The sequence below is a fragment of the Parvimonas sp. D9 genome, from assembly GCF_035282565.1.
Taxonomy (GTDB): domain Bacteria; phylum Bacillota; class Clostridia; order Tissierellales; family Peptoniphilaceae; genus Parvimonas; species Parvimonas micra.
The window spans coordinates 158272-176061 of sequence record NZ_JAYKBM010000001.1 but is presented as its reverse complement, the minus strand read 5'-3'; the positions used below and the strand labels follow the sequence as shown (position 1 = coordinate 176061).

The following is a 17790-nucleotide window of genomic DNA, read 5'->3' as shown; positions in this document are numbered from 1 at the left end:
AAAAACTCCTTTATTAATATTAACTTAATTGTATCACAAATTAATATATAAAAACAAATAAAAAGATATGCTATTAAATCATATCTTTTAAAAATAAAATAATTCTTCAAATTTTTTATCTAAGGCTACACACAAAATCAAAGCCAGTTTTGCAGTTGGATTAAATTGTCCCGTTTCAATAGAACTTATAGTATTTCTTGAAACTCCTATTAAATCAGCAAGTTTTTGCTGAGACATCCCTTTTTCAACCCTAACTTTTTTTAAATTATTCTTTAATTTTAAATCTTCATCCATAAAAACCTCTTATTTTTAATAAATAAAACATAACCAAGCTGATAATATAACTAAAAAAATAAAAAATAAAATTAAAATCAGGTCTTTTGTTTTTTTATAATAATGGTATCTTGTTAAAAGTTGTGAAGTAATTCCAGCAAATAGTAAAAATGAAAATAAATATGGACTTACAAAAAAATTACCATAATATTCTACTTTAATAGATGAAATTATAAATAAAATAATCAATATGGATTTTAAAAATAAATATGCATTTTCACTTTCTGTACGATTAACATATATTTTCATTTCATCAGCAATACAATTTTCTTTCTTACTTTTTTTAAGTATTTCATCTTTAGTCATATTTATCTCCTATATAATATTAACTTTCTTAAGTTCACTAACAATATATAATATTAAATAACTTAAACATATTAATAAATATACTCCACAGAAATATAAATACATTTTCTTGGAATAGTACTTATATAGACTAAAATTTAAAACTACATGAATTGATAATAATATAGCAAATAACTCAAAATATCCCTTACCAATACTCAAATTAAATAATACTAACATTATACACAAACAAGAAATAATTATAGATTGAGTACGTAAATATTTATTTACAATACTATCAAAATGTTCATTATTTTTCAAATTTCTGCTCTTTTTAAGTATTTCTTCTTTATTCATATTTACCACTCCTTTTGCAAAGTTTTATTGTCAACTACATTATAGCATCACCAAGTATACTTGTCAATAATATGTAAAAAAATACACTCGTAAAGAGTGTACTTTGATTAAAATATTTTACAACCAGCATTGAAGAAAAAAACCTCTCCAAATTTTTTATTTAACTCAGTGGATATTGTAAGAGCAAGTCTTATGTCTGGAATGAAACTTCCATTTTCTATTGAAACAACTGTTTCGGTTGAAACACCAATCAGATTGGCTAATTCTCTTTGTGAAAGTTCCTTTTCAACTCTAAATTTTTCAACATTATTCTTTTCGGATAATTTATTATTCATAAGCTCACCTCTCTTATAAAAAACCATATAATAAAATTAAAAATATATTACACAATCATTTTATCATTAAAAATTTTAAAAGTCAATTAATTTTAAATACTAAAAATAACAAGAGTTTTCTCAACAATTTACATTTAGCAAATAGTCAAAATTATTGTAATTATATAAATAAAAAAGGGAGATTACTCTCCCGTTAATTACAAATTATTCCGCACTATATGGTAATAATGCAACTTGTCTAGCTTTTTTTATCGCTGCTGTAATTTCTCTTTGTTGTTTAGCAGTAGCACCTGTTACTCTTCTTGGTAAAATTTTACCTCTTTCACTAATAAATTTTTTTAGAGTATTTACATCTTTATAATCAAGTGGTTTACTGTTATCTGAGAAATATGCAACAACTTTTTTTCTTGGTCTAAATTTTCTTTGCATATTTTTATCTCCTTTAAAAATTAAAATGGAATTTCTTCATCTGATGCATCTTGAAAAGGTAAATCAAATCCGTCATCCATTCCTGTATCAAATGAACCAAATCCTTGTGTTGCAGCAGGTTTTTGAGCTCTATCTCCCCAATCAATAAACTGAACTCTTTCAGCCCAAACTTCTGTAACAAATCTCCTAGTTCCATCTTGAGCAGTATAGCTTCCTGATTGAAGTCTTCCTTGAATTGCTACATTTCTACCTTTTTGCAAATATTTTTGGCAATTTTCAGCTTGTTTACCCCAAACAACAATATTTATAAAATCAGCTGTTTGTTGACCTTTAACTTCCAATTCCTGTTTCTTTTCTTTAGACATTCCTTTATCTACTGCAATAGTAAATCTAGCATAACTGCTACCGGATGCTTGAGTATATCTTAATTCCGGATCCTTAATTAATCTACCTATTAAAATTACACTATTCATAAAGTTCCTCCACTAAGCTTCTTGCTTAACAACCATATATCTAATGATAGCATCAGATATTCTTGATCTTCTTTCTACTTCTGCAACTACTTCAGCAGCAGCTTCAAAATTAACTATAATATAATATCCTTCTTTAATGTAGTTAATTTCATAAGCAAGTTTTCTATTTCCCCATTCATTAATTTCAGTAATAGTCCCATTAGATTCAATAGCTGCTTTGATTCTATCAAATGCTTGGTTTCTCACATCATCTTCTAAATTCGGTTTAAAAATAAAAACTCCTTCATATTTTCTCATTACATTCACCTCCTTATGGTCTCCGGCTCTTTTTATCGAGCAAGGATTTACTGGTATATTATATCATACAAAAAAATATATGTAAAGTTTTTAGGTAAAAAATTACATACACTTCACTTAGATTTATAGAATATTACATTTTTCCAATATCTTTTCTATATTGTTTTGTTTCAAATGATATTTTTTCAATATTTCTATAAACTTTTTCTCTAATTTCATCATAGCTATTACCAAGTGCTGTAATAGATAAAACTCTACCTCCATCTGTCAATATTTTATTTCCATTAACCTTAGTATTATTATGATAAACATAAATATCTTTGTCAACTGAATCTATTCCAGATATCTCTTTTCCTTTTTCATAATTTTTAGGATAACCTCTAGAAGTTAAAATAACTGTTAAGCATTTTTCTTTTTTCCATTTTAAATCTTCTCTTTCTAAACTGCCATCTAAAGATTTTTCTATAGCTAAGAGTAAATCACTTTCCATTCTAGGTAAAACTACTTCCGTTTCAGGATCTCCAAATCTTACATTAAATTCTAATACTTTAGCATCTTCATCTATCATAAATCCAATAAAAAGTACGCCAGAATATTCTAAATTCTCTTTTTTTAATCCATTTGAAATTTTTTCTAAAATTTTTTCAATTTTTAATTTTAATTCTTCATTAAATAACTCACTCGGCGAATAACAGCCTACACCTCCTGTATTTTCACCTTCATCATTATCAAAAATTCTCTTATAGTCTCTTGCACTTTCCATAGGAATTAAATTTCCTTTAGATACAAAACAAAGTAAAGAAGCTTCTTTTCCTCTCAAAAATTCTTCAATAACAACTGTGCTCCCTTCTTTTCCAAAAATTTTATCTTCAAAAAGTTCTTTGAAATAATCTAAAACGTCTTCTTTGGTATTGCAAATTCTAACACCTTTTCCTGCACAAAGTCCATCAGCCTTTATAACTATTGGATATGAAAAATTTTCAATAGCTTTTTTTCCTTCTTCTATTGATTTTATAGTTTCATATCTTGCAGTTGGAACATCATATTTTTTCATAAATTTTTTTGCAAAGTCTTTACTACCTTCAAGTCTTGCACTTTTTTTATCTGCCCCAAAAACTTTTATATTACTATCTTTAAACAAATCAACAATACCTTCACAAAGTGGAGCTTCCGGCCCTACAACTACTAAATCAATATTATTATTCTTTGAAAACTCAAAAATTTCTTCGTTACTATTCAATTCGACATTTTTAGCATATCTAAGAGTTCCTGCATTACCTTTTGAACAAAAAAGTTCAGTACATCTATTACTTTCAGATATTTTTTTACAAATAGCATCTTCTCTTCCACCATTACCAATAACTAAAATTTTCATGAATTCCTCCTAATGTCTAAAATGCCTTGTAGATGTAAATACCATCGCTATGCCATATTCATCACATAATTTTATTACGTTCTCGTCCTTTATAGAACCTCCCGGTTGAATTACTGCTTTAATTCCATTTTCTTTTAATAATTCGACAGTATCTTCGAAGAAAAACGCATCTGATGCTAAAACTGCATCTTTCAGATTTTCTTTTGCTCTTTCTAATCCTTCTTCAACTGCCCACGAGCGTCTAACTTCTCCTTGTCCTATTCCAATAGTAGCATTATTTTTTACGATTACAATTCCATTTGAACAAACTGTTTTACAAGCTTTAAAACCGAAAATTAAATTTTTTAACTCTTCTTCAGTTGGTTTTCTCTTTGTAACAACTTTTAAATCTTCTTTGAATAAAACTTTATCATAATCTTGAACAACTATACCATTTAAAACTTCTTTTATTGTTGTTTTTGGAAGTTTAAAATCTGAAATATTTGCTACTTCAATTAATCTAATATTTTTCTTTTGAGTTAAAATTTCAATGGCTTCTTTAGAAAATTTATTTGCAATTACAATTTCTACAAAAAAACTATTTATCTTTTCTGCTATATATTTTGTCACTTCTCTATTTAGAGCTATAATTCCCCCAAAAATTGAAACTGAATCACAAGCATAAGCCTTATCATAAGCATCATCAATATAATCTGAAATTGCAAGTCCACAAGGATTGTTATGTTTAACTGCAACTACACAAGGTTCATCAAATTCTTTCACAATTTTAATAGCTGAGTACATATCAGTTAAATTATTATATGACAATTCTTTTCCGTGTAATTGCTTAAAATCCGTTTTTTCATCATCCTTAATATAAACTTTTTCATAAAAAGAAGCATTTTGATGAGGATTTTCTCCATATCTTAAATTATTAACTTTTTTATAAGTCATTGTTAGTTTTTCAGGAAAATCAATATTTAATAAATCATTGAAATAAGATGAAATCAATGCATCATAATATGCAGTATAATTAAAAGCCTTACAAGATAGATACAATCTAAAATCTTTATCCAATTTACCTTCCTTCAATCTTTCAATAATCTCAGAATAATCTTTAGGATCAACAACAATAGATACATCATTATAGTTTTTAGCCGCAGCTCTAATCATTGAAGGACCACCTATATCAATATTCTCAATTAAATCTTCATGTGTTTTATTTTCACTATTTAAAACTTTTTCAAAAGGATATAAATTGTTTACAACCATATCTATTGAAGAAATACCAAGATTATCAACCGTTTCAACATGACTTTGTTCATTACGTTTATATAAAATTCCAGCATGTATAAAAGGATGTAATGTCTTAACACGACCATTTAAAATTTCCTCAAAATTAGTTACTTCATCAACTTCAATAACATTAAGTCCACTTTCTTTTAAAATTTTATAAGTTCCTCCAGTTGAAATAATTTCCCATCCTAATTTTACAAGTTCACTTGCAAATTCAACAATATTATCTTTTTCAAAAACACTTATTAACACTCTTTTTGACATCTTATTCCTCCACTATGAATGCTCTATTATCTTTAAAAACAATCTTATTATCACAAAATGCCTTTACTGTCTTCACCAATATTTTATGTTCTATTTCTAAAACTCTTTTAGCAACAGTTTCAAAGTCATCATTTATAAAAATTGGAACAACATCTTGTAATATTATAGCTCCGGTATCTACATTTTCATCAACAAAATGTGTTGTAGCTCCGGTAAATTTGACACCTGATTTTATAACTGCTTTATGAACATTTTCTCCATAAAACCCGTCTCCACAAAAAGAAGGAATTAAAGATGGATGAATATTAATAATTCTATTTGAATAATTTGAAACCAACTTTGAAGATAAAATATTCAAATAACCTGCAAGTATAATTAAATCAATGTTTTTTCTTTCTAGCTCTTCAAGTATTCTTTCATCATATTCTTCATCACTAAAAAATTTCTTTCTATTCAAATAAAATGTATCAATACTTTCATTTTGTGCTCTTATAAGCCCATAAGCATTTTTTCTGTTTGAAAAAACCAATTTAATCTTTCCATTAATTTTATTTTCCTTAATAGCGTCAATAATGGCTTGTAAATTTGTTCCTCCACCTGAAATAAATACAGCAACATTCATCATAATTTACCTTTCCTAAAATTACTTATTTATTTTTCTTTCTAAAATTCTTCTTTGAATATCAGTTAAAGAATTATTAAAATCCTCTTCATAATCGTACAATCCTGCTGGATAGTCTCCATTAAAACAATCCATACATAATCCGTTATATGGAGCATCAAACTTAAGACCTATTGAATCTACAAGTCCCTGTTCACTCAAATATCCTAATGAATCTGCTCCTATTATTTCTTTTATTTCTTCCAATGTCTTATTAGCAGCAATAAGTTCTCCTGAAGTAGAAATATCTATTCCATAAAAACTTGGAAAGACAAAAGGCGGAGAGGCTATTCTAACATGAACTTCTAAAGCTCCTGCATCTTTTAGAAGTTTAACGATTCTTTTACATGTTGTTCCTCTAACAATTGAATCGTCAACCATAACAACTCTTTTTCCTTTAACAACCCCTTTTACCGCAGATAATTTCATTCTTACACCTTGCTCTCTAAGCTCCTGAGTAGGTTGAATAAAAGTTCTTGCAATATATTGATTTTTAATCAATCCCATTTCATAAGGTAGACCACTTTCTTCTGCAAATCCGCTTGCTGCAGAAAGTGAAGAATTAGGTACACCAACTACTATATCTGCATCTGCAGGGCATTCTCTTGCAAGAGTTCTGCCTGTGTTTTTTCTTGCAGTATGAACATTTACTCCTGCAATATTCGAATCCGGTCTTGCAAAATAAACATATTCCATAGCAGCAATAGAAATCCTATCAGGAGTAGTATAATTTTCAATTTTAAGACCGTCTTTATCGATTATAGCTAGTTGACCAGCTTTTACATTGCAAAGAAATTCAACTCCTATATTATCTATAGCACAAGTTTCACTTGCCATAACATAGGTATCATTTTCAGTTTTTCCAATAACTAGCGGTCTCAGAGAATTAGGATCAACTGCTCCATATAAAGTATTTTTAGTTAAAATCAAATAAGTAAATCCTCCTTTAATTTTACCTAAACTCTCTTTTAATTTTTCTTCAAAAGTTTCTTTTTTACTTCTTCTGATTAAGTGAATTAATACTTCAGTATCTGATGAAGAATGAAAAATAGCACCATTTTTTTCTAATTCCAATCTTAAAGTTTTAGCATTCACTAAATTCCCATTATGACAAATACCAATACTCATATCATAAAAGTCAAATAAAAATGGTTGAACATTTCTAACACTATTATCTCCTGCAGTTGCATACCTTACATGTCCTATTGCAGAACTTCCAACTAAATTATAGAGAATTTCTTTATCTTTAAAAACTTCAGAAACTAATCCTAAATTTCTATAACTATATAAAGTTTCTCCATCGGAACTTATAATACCTGCACCTTCTTGACCTCGATGTTGTAAACTATGAAGCCCAAAATATGTTAACTTTGAAGCTTCCTTATGATTCCAGACACCAAAAACTCCACATTCTTCATTAATTCCACGCACTTGTTATTCTCCTTAAAACTTCTTCATATGCATCCATAACTGAACCTAAATTTCTACGAAAACGATCTTTGTCAAGTTTATTTCTCGTTTTTACGTCCCATAATCTGCAAGTATCAGGAGAAATTTCATCTGACAAAATTATTTTACCGTCACTTGTTTTTCCAAACTCAATTTTGAAATCAACTAAAATCAATCCCGCTTTCAAAAAAAATTTTTTCAAAAGTTCATTAATTTTTTCAGTTTCTTTTTTTATAAAAGAAAGTTCTTCTTCTGAAACAATTCCTAAAGCTATTGCATGGTCATCATTTATTAGAGGATCATTGAGTTCATCATTTTTATAGCTCAGTTCAAAAATTGGCTTTTTTAATTTCATACCTTCTTCTAAACCATATCTTTTAGCCATAGAACCCGCTACTATATTTCTAGTAATAACTTCTAAAGGAATAATTTTAACATGTTTACAGATTTGATCGGTATCATTCACTTTTTTAATAAAATGAGTTTCTATTCCATTTTTTTCTAAATACTCAAAAATAAATGAGGTGATTGTATTATTTAAAATGCCTTTTTTATCAAATTCCTCCTTTTTTTCTCCATTAAATGCAGTTGCACTATTTTTATAATGAATATATATTTCTTCATTATTTTCACATTGAAATAATTGTTTTGTCTTGCCTTCATATAAAAGTTTCATATTATTTTTCTCCTTTAAAATAATTTACACCATTTCTAAATATATTTTGAATTCCTTTTATAGTTTTATTTTTATATAAACCGGTTCCATAACGCTCACTATGTCCCATTTTTCCTAAAACCAATCCGTCTTCACTTATCATACCTTCAATGGCATATAATGAACCATTAGGATTAAATTTTCCATTGCTATTTGCATTACCTTCAAAATCACAGTATTGGAAGGCACATAAATCCTTAAATTTCTCAATATTGTTTCCAACAAGTTTTCCTTCACCATGACTAAACATAATTTCATGCAATTGTCCAATTTCAAAATCTTGAGTCCAAGGAGAATTTAAATTTGCAACACGAGTTATAGCACTTGTTGAAATATGATGATAGCTGTCATTCCTATATAATGTTAAGTCATCTTCAGTTAAAGACTTTATTCTTCCGTAAGGTATAAGTCCTGACTTAATTAATGCTTGAAATCCGTTACAAATACCCAAAATTAATTTTTTATCATCTAAATGTTTATGAATTGCATCTTTAACTTTTTCATTTTTTAAAACATTTACTATGAACTTTGCACTTCCATCAGGCTCATCTCCACTTGAAAATCCGCCTGGCATCATAATAATGTGTGCATCTTTTATTCCATTTACCAATTCATCAATTGACTTTTCAATATCATCTTCCTTTTTGTTTCTAAATATAACAGTTTTTGTTGTAGCACCTACGTCAATAAATGCTTTTTCTACGTCATATTCACAATTAGTTCCAGGAAATACAGGAATTAAGACATTTACATTTTCAATATATTCTTTAAAATATTTTTTTTCAATTTTATAATTAGATAAATTTTCACAATTTCCACAGTCTAAATTTTGATATAAAGGATAGATTTTATCTAATGTTTTTGTATATGCATTATATATTTCATCATAATCAAATTTAATTCCATTTATAGATATTTCTTCACTAACCATTCCAATTTTTTCAAAAGGTAATTCACAATTTGATTCTACAACAATTGATGCAGGATCAAAATTTAAAATATTTTCCTTATTAACTGTAAAACCTAAACCATTTCCAACTGCCATTTTTACTAGAGAACTTACTACACTACCTTCTTCCTGAACATATGCTGATAAAATTTTACCTGATTTTATAAGTTCATTTATTAGTTCATAGCTTTTTAATGTTTCCTTAATTTCAGGATATCCTTTCGAATTTTTTACAATAGGAACATAATATATATAATTTCCAATTGTTTTTAATTCCGGAGAAATTACATTCTTAATTTTAACAGGAGTACATGCAAAAGATATCAATGTTTCAACGACATTTAATTCGTTAAATGTTCCAGACATACTATCTTTTCCTCCGATACTTGGACATCCTATCTCATTTTGAGCATAGATAGTTCCGAGTAAGCTTTGAGTAACTTTTCCCCATTTTTTACTGTCTTTTCCAAGTTTTTCAAAATATTCTTGGAAAGAAAAATATAAATTACTTTTATCTCCACCAACAGCATAAACTTTGGCAACAGATTCTAAAACAGCATAAATAGCTGATAAGAATGGTGAGTAATGAGATATCTTTGGAATAAATCCATAACTCAAAATTGTAGCTGTATCACTTGTTGAATGAATTGTAGGTAATGCCTGAATACCAGCTTGAACAGGAGTTAATTGATTTTTACCTGAGAAGGGCATTAATACGGTTGTTGCACCTATTGAAGCATCAAACCTTTGAGCAATTCCTTTTTGACAAGCTACATTTAATGATGATAATTCATTTAATACATTTTCTTTAGAAATAAGCTTATTTTCAAAAGGATTGCTTCCATTATTATCGCATAATAATGCTTTTGAGTGTTGTCTTACTCCACTTGTTGCCAAAAAGTCTGCGCTTAAATCCATAACCTTATCATCATAATAATACATCTCTAGTCTTCTTCTATCAGTTATAGTTGCTACTTTAGAATATTCTATATTTTCTTTTTCACATTCTTTTATAAAAATTTCATAATCATTTGGTGATATTACAATTGCCATACGTTCTTGTGACTCACTTGTGGCAATTTCTGTCGGATTTAACCCTTCATATTTCAATAAAACTTTATCTAAATGAATTTCAATTCCATCAGATAATTCTCCGATTGCAACACAAACACCACCCGCACCAAAATCATTACATTTTTTAATCAATTTTGTAACTTTAGGTTTTCTAAATAATCTTTGAATTTTTCTCTCTTCAATGGCATTTCCTTTTTGCACTTGACTTGATGCTGTTTCAAGAGAATCATTTGTATGAATTAAACTTGAACCGCTTGCTCCTTGAATACCGTCTCTACCTGTTCTTCCTCCAATTAAGATTACAATATCATCTTTAACAGGAGTTTCTCTTTTGAAATCTCCGTATTTGACTGCTCCAACAACCGCTCCAACTTCCATATGTTTAGCAACATAAGAGTCATCATAGAGTTCCTTTACATAAGTTGTTGCAAGTCCAATTTGATTACCATAAGATGAGTAGCCGCTTGTAGCTTTTGTAGAAATATCAACTTGAGGTAATTTATGCTTCAAAGTTTCTTCTCTTTTTTGTAAAATATTTCCACAACCTGTTACTCTCATTGCTTGATAAACATAACTTCTTCCGGACAATGGATCTCTAATTGCTCCACCAACACAAGTACTCGCCCCACCAAAAGGTTCAATCTCTGTAGGGTGATTATGTGTTTCGTTTTTAAATTGAATTAACCATTTTTCTATTTTTCCATTATTTTCAATATCAGTAAAAAATGAACAAGCATTAATTTCTTCACTAACCTCTATATTCTTATCATTTAATACTCTTTTGTGATATTTCCCAAATATACTTGCCATATCCATTAGAGTTATAGGCTTAGTAATATTTAATTCTTTTCTAACATTTAAATAAATATCAAAAGCACTTTGCATTTCTTTTTGGAAAAGCTCAGATTCAATTTTAATATCGTCTAAAACAGTTTCAAAAGTTGTATGTCTACAATGATCACTCCAATAACAGTCTAAAACGTAGATTTCAGTTTCAGTAGGTGTTCTTCCTTCATTTTTGAAATAATCTTGAATGAAAATTAAATCTTCAATATTCATAGCTAGAGACATTTCATTTTTTAAATCAATTAATTCATCTTTTGAAAAAGAATAAAAGCCTTTTAAGTCTTTCATTTTTTTCATTTCTGAACTCATTGAAAAACTCAAAATATTCATATCTTTAATTCTTGATTCAATAGGATTAACCAAATATTTTTTTACTTTATCCATTTCATCTTGATTTAAAACTCTATCAAAAATTATAAGTTTTCCGCTTCTTACAGTAATTTTTGAATTATTATCTAAAAGAGATACACATTGAACAGCACTATCAGCTCTTTGATCATACTGTGCTGGTAATGTTTCATAAGCAAAATATCTTCCATCTTGAAGTATTATGTCTTCAACTACTTCATCAATCATTATTTCTGAGAAAACTGAATTTTTAGCTAATTCATATGTTTTTTCATTGATATTGTAAATGTCATATATAATATAAAGTTCTAAATCTTTTATTTCTAAATTATATTCTATATTTAAATTGTTTTTAAGATCTAAAGCTTCTTTATTATATCCATCCCTCTTCTTAACAAAAATTCTCTTATCCATAATTCCTCCAAAATTTACTAACATAAAATTACTTTAGAATTTCCTTCTACAACTTCTCCAACTTCGTAAATTTCCTCATTCATTTCTTTAAATAAGCCTTTTATTCCTTCAACATCTTCTCTTTCTACAAAGATTAACATACCTATCCCCATATTAAAAGTTCCATACATTTCTTCTTTTGAAATTTCTCCCCATCTTTGAAGAAGTGAAAAAATTTCTTTTTGAGGAATATTTTTTTCTATAATTTTAGCATCAACATCATCACCTAAAACTCTTGGTACATTTTCATAAATTCCTCCACCTGTTATATGACAAAGACCATTTACCTTAAATTTTTCTAACAAATTAACTATTGATTTCGCATAAATTTTAGTTGGAGTCAAAAGTTCTTCCCCTAAAGTTTTTCCTGTTTCTATCATATCGTTTAATGAAAAGTTTTTACAATCAAAAATTATCTTTCTGACTAAAGAAAAACCGTTACTATGAACCCCTGAAGATGGTAATGCTAAAATAACATTTCCTTTTTTTACATTTTTCTTACCATCAATTATTTTATCTTTTTCGACAACACCTACACAGAAACCTGCAATATCATAATCTTCTTCTTTATATATTCCTGGCATCTCAGCAGTTTCTCCGCCAATTAAAGCACTTCCTGATTGAATACATCCTTCTGCAACACCTTCAACAATACTTGCCATTTTTTCTGCAACAAGTTTTCCGGTAGCAATATAATCTAAGAAGAATAAAGGTTTAGCACCTTGACATAAAATATCATTAACACACATTGCAACACAATCTATTCCAACTGTATTATGAACATCCATCATTTGAGCTAATTTTACTTTCGTTCCAACTCCGTCAGTTCCGGAAACCAAAACAGGATTTTTCAAATCTTTTCCAAGTTCAAAAAGTCCTGAAAAGCCGCCTAAATCAGAAAGAACACCTTCTGTATAAGTATTTTTTATAAATTTTTTTATTAAATTTACTTCATTATATCCTTCATGTTTATTTACTCCTGCAGATTTATATGTTAATGCCATTAAAATATCCTCCATTTATATATCTAAATCATTATCCATTTTTTTTACTTGTTCTTTCATTTCAAGCTTATATTCTTTAAGTTTAACTTTTAATTCATCATATTTTATTGAAAGAATTTGCGTTGCTAAAATACCAGCATTCTCTGCTCCATCAATAGCAACAGTTGCAACAGGCACCCCTTTAGGCATTTGAACAGTTGAAAGTAATGCGTCCAATCCGTCAAGAGTTGAAGCTTTAACAGGTACTCCTATTACAGGAGCTGTTGAAATGCCAGCTAAAACACCTGCTAGGTGAGCTGCTTTACCTGCAAATGCTATAATTAGTTCAATCTTATTTTCTTCCATTTTGTTAACAAAGTCTATTGCAAATTCTAATGAACGATGTGCAGATATAACTCTTGCATCATATTCTATTCCAAATTTTTTTAAAATATCACAAGTTTTTTTAGCAATATCTTTATCAGAAATACTGCCCATAATTAATGCTACTTTCATATTTACCTCCAAAAATAATTTAAATATTAACCCCACATAATCTATAATTAAAATTGAGTGAGTAATAAAAAACTTCATTTATCACAATATAAAAAGCCGGAAATATTCTCCGGCTATGATTATTTAAGCAAAAAAGAATATAAATCAGTTGGTGCAACAATTTTATCTCCATTATAGACTCTCATATTTCCACCAGATATTTCGTCAATTAATACAACTTCTCCATCAACTTTACCAAATTCCAACTTAATATCGTATAAAGTAAGTCCCTTTTCTTTTAAAACATCTCTAATAATAGTACAAATTTCTTTAGTAAGTGCTACTAAGTCTTCATATTCCTTTTCTGTTAATATATTTAACATAACAAGTGCATCCTTAGTAATTAAAGGATCACATCTTTCATCATCTTTTAATGTAATTTCAACATAAGTATCTAAATCATCATTAGGTTTTGCATATAAACCATATCTTCTTATAAAACTACCTACAGCTTTAAATCTACAAATTACTTCTATACCTTTACCAAAAACTTCGCAAGGTTTTACAGTCATAGTATTCTCGTTTAAATTGCAATCTATATAATGAGTTCTAATTCCCTTTTCCTTTAAAATTTCGAAGAAATATTTAGTAATCTTTAAACCTTCATGTCCTACACCTTCAATTGATAAACCTACAGTATTAGCACCCGGATCAAAAACTCCATTTTCTCCTGTAACATCATCCTTAAACTTTAAAACGTAATTTCCATCTTCGCTCTTGTAAATATCTTTTGTCTTTCCAGTGTAAATTTTTTCCATAAAATACCTCCTAAAATTAAACATAAGAAATAAATAAGCCCAGCAAGTAGGCTTCAAGCGAAACCTACCTCCTGGGCTTTTCTCCCTTAGGTGTAATACTTAAAAAGTATTCGTATCGCTCGGACCAGCAACAAAATTCGGAACCCTAGATACTCTTTCTCTCATAGATTTTATTTCATTTTAGTAATCGTAATTAACTTACAACTAAATGATAGCAAGAAAATTGTATTTTGTCAATATGACTTTAAAAAATATTTTTATTAAAAATCAAATGAGTTTTTTTATCTATAAAGTAATTTAAATTTTGATTAAATTAATGACAAACTTAAAATTTAAAGCTATAATTCTTTATATTTTTTCTAATTTATGTTATCATTATCTATATATTTTTTAGAAAGGAAATAATATGTTTAAACTGTTAAGAAAAAAAAGCTTTAAAAATTTATTAATTTTTGACTTATTATATCAACTGGCTTTTATTGTTATTTTATTGCCTTTTGCAAAAGAATTTTTTTCATATATTTTAAAATTAACTAAATTTGGCTTTTTCTATATAGAAAGTCCTAGTATTTTCGCAAAATCTCCAGCAAAAATATGGTCTATTTTAATAATTATTTTTTCATTTTCCATAGTTAAATTATTTGAAGTAAGTGGGTTTATATTTACTACAAATCAAATAAGACTTGGAAATGAAGTTTCTATTTTAGAGATTTTCAATAATTCATATAAACTAGTTAAATCTAAAATAAAAAAAATACAAAATTACTTAATTTTGATATTAGTATCCATAAACATACCAATATCAACATCAATTCATAAAGGAATTAAAATTCCCAATTTTATTACTGAATATATTTTAAATTCGACTACAGGCATAGTTTTATTTACTATCATAATTATTTTAGCAATAATTTTTTCAATAATTTTATTGTTTGTTTACCATATATTTTTTTTAGAAAATAAAAATTTTATAGAAAGCATAAAAATAAGTTTTAAGAGAATTAAACAAAATATCTTCAAAAGTATAAAAGTACTATTAATAATAGGAATAAAAAATTTACTAATTCAAATAGTAAAATTTATCTTCTTATTTGTTATAATATTAATATTTTATATGCAAACAAGTAATAAAACATTAAGTAATATTGGAATAATAGCTTATTTATCTATAGCAACAATTTTAAAAATTTTCACAAATGTTTTATCAAATACCGTTACCTTTTATGATTTATCAAAATTTTATTTTAAAACTTCAACCAATGTTGAATTTAGTAACATAGTCTATCCTACAAATAAAATTAAACTAAAGATGTCTCTTGTAATAATATTTCTAATTTTTGCCGGAATTTTTAGTAAATACAGAAACTCAAATGAAGAAATTAAATTTTATCATACTTTTAGAAATTTAAAACCGGATATTATGGCTCATAGAGGAAGCACAAAAAATTCTGCTGAAAACACATTGGAATCTATAAATGAAGCTATACAAAACGAAGCAGAATTTGCAGAAATTGATGTTGTATTAACCAAAGACAATGTAGTTGTTTTATCGCATGACCATAACTTGAAAAGACTTACTGGAAAAAAAGTTAATATTGAAGATTTAACTTTTGAAGAATTAAAAAAATATAAAATAATTGATAAAAAAAATTCTAAAGAATATAATTTTGTTAATTTACAAACTGTTCTTGAAAAAACTTCAGGAAAGATAAAATTAAATATAGAATTAAAACCTTTTAAGAATAATGAAAAGAATTTAGCTAAAGAAGTTACAAAATTAATCAAAGATAAACCTTATGATGTAATTGTTTCTTCATTATCTCCTAAAGCATTAAAAGAAGTCAAGGATATAGAGCCAAATATTCCAACGGGACTAATTTTAGCTTTTAGTTATGGCAATTTTTACAACATGAAATTTGTAGATTTTTTCTGCATAGAAAAAGAAATAGTAACGAACGAAATGATAAGAAAAATTCAAAAAAATGGAAAAAGAGTATATATCTGGACTGCGAATACTCATGAAGATATCACAAAGGCATACTCTAGTGGTGCAGACGGAATAATAACAGATGAAGTTACTCTTTCAAAAGAAATTTTAGAATTGGAAAAAAATAATTTTAATTTCGAACAATTAATAATTAATAAGATAATATCATTAATTCCATAAAAAGACGTCAGTAAAATGTGCTGACGTCTTTTTTTTATAAATATTAAATAATACTATTTTAAAGGAATTTTCTTAGTTAATTCTTCAACTATTTTCAATGCTTTTTCTTTACCTTCTTCTCCATTCTTTATAACTTCGGCAATTGCTTCAGCTATTAAATCCATTTCTTCTTCTTTAAATCCTCTAGTAGTAATTGCTGGAGTTCCAAGTCTTATACCACTTGTAACAAATGGTGATCTTGGATCATTTGGAATAGTATTTTTATTACAAGTAATACGAACGGAATCTAATGCCTTTTCAAGTTCTTTACCACTCATATCATAATCTCTCAAATCAACTAGCATTAAATGATTATCTGTACCATTAGATACAAGTTTAATTCCTCTATTCATTAATCCTTTTGCTAATGCTTGAGCATTTTTCAAAACTTGTTTTTGATATTCTTTAAACTCAGGCTCTAACGCTTGTTTAAAAGCTATAGCCTTTGCAGCTATTATGTGTAGTAATGGTCCACCTTGTGATCCAGGAAATACTGCTCTATTAAAATTAAATTTTTCATTTGCAGCAGCATTGGACAAAATAAGTCCGCCTCTTGGTCCCCTTAATGTCTTATGAGTCGTAGATGTAACTACATCAGCATAAGGAATTGGTGACTCATGTAATCCTGCAGCAACAAGACCTGCAATATGAGCCATATCTACCATTAATACTGCACCTACTTCATCACAAATTTCTCTAAATTTTTTAAAATCTATCTTTCTTGCATAAGCAGATGCACCTGCTAAAATTAATTTAGGTTTACATTCTTTTGCAATTTTTAAAACTTCATCATAATCTATGAATCCATTTTCATCTACTCCATATGGAACTGGATGATATATACTACCTGAATAGTTAATAGGGTTTCCATGTGTTAAATGTCCACCATGATTTAAGTTCATACCCATATAAGTATCGCCAGGCTTTAAGATAGCGAAAAATGCAGCAAAGTTAGCTTGAGAACCTGAATGAGGTTGAACGTTTGCATATTCGCAACCATAAAGTTCTTTAACTCTTTCAATAGCTAATCTTTCCGCTTCATCTACAACTTCACAACCACCATAATATCTCTTCCCAGGATATCCTTCAGCATATTTATTAGTTAATATACTTCCTGCTGCTTCTAAAATCGCATCATTTACCCAGTTTTCAGAAGCTATCAATTCAATATGGCTATTTTGTCTTTCTAATTCTTTATCCAACACTTCAGCTATAGCTGGATCAACTTTTTTTATATTCTCATTTGAAAACATTTTTAATACCCCCTAACAATGATATATTATCACATTTTAATTATTAAGTCAACACGTTTCCTAAAAAAGTTAAAATATAAAGTATAAACGTTGAATTTATAATGATTTTCAATAAAA

18 protein-coding genes are annotated in these 17790 nt (G+C 27.6%); 1 reads left to right on the top strand and 17 read right to left on the bottom strand.

Annotated features, from left to right (window positions below; genetic code table 11):
* Positions 1-87 precede the first annotated feature (87 nt).
* The 16 genes from VJI94_RS00960 to VJI94_RS00885 form a co-directional block, all read right to left on the bottom strand.
* Positions 88-294 carry a helix-turn-helix transcriptional regulator gene (locus VJI94_RS00960; protein WP_029948967.1) on the bottom strand — a complete coding sequence of 69 codons (207 nt, stop codon included), beginning with the start codon at positions 292-294 and terminating at the stop codon, positions 88-90.
* Between the two features lie 15 nt (positions 295-309).
* Positions 310-639, bottom strand: coding sequence for a DUF6442 family protein (locus VJI94_RS00955; protein ID WP_248109478.1), 330 nt, complete (start codon positions 637-639; stop codon positions 310-312).
* A gap of 9 nt (positions 640-648) precedes the next feature.
* Complete coding sequence (locus tag VJI94_RS00950) at positions 649-975, bottom strand: DUF6442 family protein (protein WP_324008012.1); 327 nt, start codon at positions 973-975, stop codon at positions 649-651.
* A 107-nt stretch (positions 976-1082) separates the two neighbouring features.
* A complete protein-coding gene (locus VJI94_RS00945; RefSeq protein WP_029948965.1) occupies positions 1083-1310 on the bottom strand; it encodes a helix-turn-helix transcriptional regulator in 228 nt (75 codons plus the stop codon).
* 204 nt (positions 1311-1514) lie between these two features.
* A complete protein-coding gene (gene rpsR, locus VJI94_RS00940; RefSeq protein WP_004833472.1) occupies positions 1515-1739 on the bottom strand; it encodes a 30S ribosomal protein S18 in 225 nt (74 codons plus the stop codon).
* A 20-nt stretch (positions 1740-1759) separates the two neighbouring features.
* Positions 1760-2212: a single-stranded DNA-binding protein gene (locus tag VJI94_RS00935; RefSeq protein ID WP_324008011.1), complete on the bottom strand. Its 453-nt coding sequence runs from the start codon at positions 2210-2212 to the stop codon at positions 1760-1762.
* Positions 2213-2224: 12 nt separating this feature from the next.
* Positions 2225-2509 (bottom strand): 30S ribosomal protein S6, encoded by a 285-nt coding sequence (gene rpsF / locus VJI94_RS00930; protein WP_118058773.1) that lies wholly within the window; start codon positions 2507-2509, stop codon positions 2225-2227.
* A 133-nt stretch (positions 2510-2642) separates the two neighbouring features.
* The gene (gene purD, locus VJI94_RS00925; RefSeq protein WP_324008010.1) at positions 2643-3884 is read right to left on the bottom strand and encodes a phosphoribosylamine--glycine ligase; all 1242 of its coding nucleotides are present in this window, start codon (positions 3882-3884) and stop codon (positions 2643-2645) included.
* Positions 3885-3893: 9 nt separating this feature from the next.
* The gene (gene purH / locus VJI94_RS00920; protein ID WP_324008008.1) at positions 3894-5423 is read right to left on the bottom strand and encodes a bifunctional phosphoribosylaminoimidazolecarboxamide formyltransferase/IMP cyclohydrolase; all 1530 of its coding nucleotides are present in this window, start codon (positions 5421-5423) and stop codon (positions 3894-3896) included.
* 1 nt (position 5424) lies between these two features.
* Positions 5425-6048 carry a phosphoribosylglycinamide formyltransferase gene (gene purN, locus VJI94_RS00915; protein WP_324008006.1) on the bottom strand — a complete coding sequence of 208 codons (624 nt, stop codon included), beginning with the start codon at positions 6046-6048 and terminating at the stop codon, positions 5425-5427.
* Between the two features lie 18 nt (positions 6049-6066).
* Complete coding sequence (gene purF / locus VJI94_RS00910; RefSeq protein ID WP_269753828.1) at positions 6067-7515, bottom strand: amidophosphoribosyltransferase; 1449 nt, start codon at positions 7513-7515, stop codon at positions 6067-6069.
* Positions 7502-8209, bottom strand: coding sequence for a phosphoribosylaminoimidazolesuccinocarboxamide synthase (gene purC, locus VJI94_RS00905; RefSeq protein WP_324008005.1), 708 nt, complete (start codon positions 8207-8209; stop codon positions 7502-7504). Before purC ends, purF begins: the two co-directional genes overlap by 14 nt.
* Position 8210: 1 nt before the next feature.
* On the bottom strand, positions 8211-11879 hold the full coding sequence (locus tag VJI94_RS00900) for a phosphoribosylformylglycinamidine synthase (RefSeq protein ID WP_324008003.1): 3669 nt from the start codon (positions 11877-11879) through the stop codon (positions 8211-8213).
* 17 nt (positions 11880-11896) lie between these two features.
* On the bottom strand, positions 11897-12922 hold the full coding sequence (gene purM / locus VJI94_RS00895) for a phosphoribosylformylglycinamidine cyclo-ligase (protein WP_324008002.1): 1026 nt from the start codon (positions 12920-12922) through the stop codon (positions 11897-11899).
* 15 nt (positions 12923-12937) lie between these two features.
* A complete protein-coding gene (purE, locus tag VJI94_RS00890) occupies positions 12938-13417 on the bottom strand; it encodes a 5-(carboxyamino)imidazole ribonucleotide mutase (RefSeq protein WP_248109471.1) in 480 nt (159 codons plus the stop codon).
* Between the two features lie 119 nt (positions 13418-13536).
* On the bottom strand, positions 13537-14214 hold the full coding sequence (locus VJI94_RS00885) for a phosphoribosylaminoimidazolesuccinocarboxamide synthase (protein ID WP_324007999.1): 678 nt from the start codon (positions 14212-14214) through the stop codon (positions 13537-13539).
* Between the two features lie 406 nt (positions 14215-14620).
* On the opposite strand from VJI94_RS00885, the gene VJI94_RS00880 reads away from it, so the two are divergent.
* Complete coding sequence (locus tag VJI94_RS00880) at positions 14621-16381, top strand: glycerophosphodiester phosphodiesterase (protein ID WP_324007997.1); 1761 nt, start codon at positions 14621-14623, stop codon at positions 16379-16381.
* A 53-nt stretch (positions 16382-16434) separates the two neighbouring features.
* Here VJI94_RS00880 and glyA read toward each other — a convergent pair whose 3' ends face one another.
* Positions 16435-17673: a serine hydroxymethyltransferase gene (glyA, locus tag VJI94_RS00875; protein ID WP_004833494.1), complete on the bottom strand. Its 1239-nt coding sequence runs from the start codon at positions 17671-17673 to the stop codon at positions 16435-16437.
* Between the last annotated feature and the right edge of the window lie 117 nt (positions 17674-17790).